The organism is Candidatus Deferrimicrobiaceae bacterium, assembly GCA_035256765.1.
Taxonomy (GTDB): Bacteria; Desulfobacterota; Deferrimicrobia; order Deferrimicrobiales; family Deferrimicrobiaceae; genus CSP1-8.
Window position 1 is genome coordinate 1 of the sequence record DATEXR010000045.1, and the last position, 2,551, is coordinate 2,551.

The window sequence follows — 2,551 nt, forward strand, 5'->3', positions numbered from 1 at the left end:
CGGTATCGCCAGCAGCGGGATCTCGCCCAGGGGGACCTCTTCGAGAAGGGGGTCGTCTCCGACTACGTGCTGGCCAAGGACAAGATCTTCGCGTATCTGAACCTGGAGGAGGACGAGATCTCCCTCTACGAGATGGTCTACAAGCTGCTCGTCCCGACGGTCCCCCGGCCGGATCTGGTGATCTATCTGCAGGCCCGCCCGGAGGTGCTCCTGTCCCGGATCCGGAAGCGCGGCGTGGAGTACGAGCGCAACATTTCCCTTGACTACCTCCGGATGCTCAGCGATGCTTATAATGAATATTTCTTCCACTACAACGAGACTCCGCTCCTGGTGGTGAGCACGAGCGAGATCGATTTTGTGGAAAGTCCCCGCGACCTTGAACATCTCGTACGGGAAGTCAAGAGTGTGAAACGGGGGACGCAACACTACATACCGCTGGGATCCAGGTAAGACCGGACCAAGACGGAATCGTAAGGAAACGCGGGGGGTCTGTTCGCTTTTTTCCCCCGCGGGCTGAAGAGGTTACGGCAGCCTTCCGGAAACGGTTCCGGAAGGCTTTTTTATTCGGGGAACGGGAGAAACGATGAAGGAAAGCGCGGACAAGGTCACCATCCTCGATTTCGCCCGGTGGAAGGAAAAGGGGGAGCGGATCGTGGTGATCACCGCCTACGACGCTCTCTTCGCCCGGATCTTCGACGACGTCGGCGTCGACGCGATCCTCGTGGGCGACTCGCTGGGTCAGGTGGTGCTCGGCCTCCCGAGCACCCTCGGGGTGACGATGGAGGACATGGTGCGGCACACGGGCGCGGCGGCGCGCGGGACGCGGCGGGCGTTCCTGATCGCGGACATGCCGTTCCTCTCCTTCCAGACGGGACCGGAAGAGGCGATCCGCAACGCGGGGCGGCTCCTCCAGGCGGGTGCGCAAGCCGTCAAACTCGAGGGGGGGCGCACCATGGAGGGCGCCATCCGGGCGATCACCCGGTGCGACATCCCGGTGATGGCGCACGTGGGGCTCACCCCCCAGTCGGTCCACCGGATGGGGGGGTACCGGGTGCAGGGGAGGGAGGAGGCGCAGCGGCAGCGTCTGCGGGACGACGCGCGGGCCGTGCAGGAGGCCGGGGCCTTCTCGGTGGTCCTCGAGGGGATCCCCGCCGACCTCGCGGGGGAGATCACGGAGGAGCTTGCGATCCCCACGATCGGCATCGGCGCCGGCCCCCGCTGCGACGGACAGGTCCTGGTGATGCAGGACCTCCTGGGCCTCTTCGACGAGTTCCGCCCGAAGTTCGTGAAGCGGTTCGGGGAGCTCAAGAAACCGGTGCAGGACGCCGTCCGGGCGTACGCCGACGAGGTGCGGCGGGGGAAATTCCCGGGGAAGGAGCACTCGTTCTGATGGAGATCTTCCGCCGCCCCGGAGAGATGCAGGCGTGGGCCGATTCGCAGCGCGCGGCGGGCAAACGGATCGGGCTCGTCCCCACGATGGGGTACCTGCACGAGGGGCACGTAAGCCTCGTGCGGATCGCCCGGGAACACGGGTGCGACGCGGTGGGCGCGACCCTCTTCGTCAACCCGACCCAGTTCGGCCCCGGGGAGGATTACGAGAGGTACCCGCGGAACGAGGAGCGCGATCTTGCGATGCTGAAACAAGCGGGGACGGCGGCGGTGTACATGCCCGGCGCCGGCGATGTTTACCCGGAGGGGTACCAGACGTTCGTCGAGGTGGGGGAGGTCTCGCGCGGTCTGTGCGGCGATTCGCGCCCCGGCCATTTCCGGGGGGTCGCAACCGTGGTCGCGAAGCTCTTCCACGTCGGGAAGCCCCACGTGGCGGTCTTCGGGGAGAAGGACTACCAGCAGCTGGCCGTCATCCGGAGGATGGCCCGGGACCTCGACTTCGACATCGAGATCGTCGCGGCCCCGATCGTCCGGGAGGCGGACGGGCTGGCCATGAGCTCCCGGAACAAGTACCTCGAGGGGGAGGACCGCAAAGCGGCGCGATGCCTCTCCCGCGGGCTTTTCCTGGCGCGGGACCTCTTCCGGCGGGGGGAGAGGGACCCGGGGAAGATCACGGCCGCGGCGGAAAAGGAGATCCGGGCGGAACCCCGGGCGGCGCTCGATTACGTGGAGGCGAGGGACCCGGAGACGCTTGCGCCGCTTTCCGGCCCTTCGGACCGGATGACGGTCCTATTGGCCGCCCGCGTCGGGCCGGCAAGACTGATCGACAACATCACCCTGGAAGGAGGGGCTGCATCATGATGCGCACCATGCTCAAGTGCAAGATCCACCGGGCGACGGTGACGGAGGCGGTGCTCCACTACGAGGGGAGCATCACGATCGACGAGACGCTCCTGGAGTCGGCGGGACTGGTGGAGTACGAACAGGTCCACATCTACAACATCGACAACGGGAACCGGTTCTCCACCTACGTCATCGAGGGGGAGCGCGATTCGGGGGTGATCTGCCTGAACGGCGCCGCCGCGCGCCAGGTGAGCAAGGGGGACCGGATCATCATCGCCAATTACGCGACGTACGACGAGAAGGAACTGGCGAACTTCCG

At 66.2% G+C, this 2,551-nt stretch carries 4 protein-coding genes; all 4 read left to right on the forward strand.

What is annotated here, in order from left to right; genetic code table 11:
• A partial coding sequence (locus tag VJ307_01445) for a deoxynucleoside kinase (GenBank protein HJX72792.1) occupies window positions 1-450 on the forward strand: 450 nt, incomplete at its 5' end.
• Window positions 451-583: 133 nt separating this feature from the next.
• A complete protein-coding gene (gene panB, locus VJ307_01450) occupies window positions 584-1,390 on the forward strand; it encodes a 3-methyl-2-oxobutanoate hydroxymethyltransferase (protein HJX72793.1) in 807 nt (268 codons plus the stop codon).
• A complete protein-coding gene (panC, locus tag VJ307_01455; protein ID HJX72794.1) occupies window positions 1,390-2,250 on the forward strand; it encodes a pantoate--beta-alanine ligase in 861 nt (286 codons plus the stop codon). The genes panB and panC overlap by 1 nt, the downstream gene beginning before the upstream one ends.
• Window positions 2,247-2,551 (forward strand): aspartate 1-decarboxylase (panD, locus tag VJ307_01460; GenBank protein HJX72795.1); only part of this gene is annotated, 305 nt, incomplete at its 3' end. The genes panC and panD, both read left to right, overlap by 4 nt.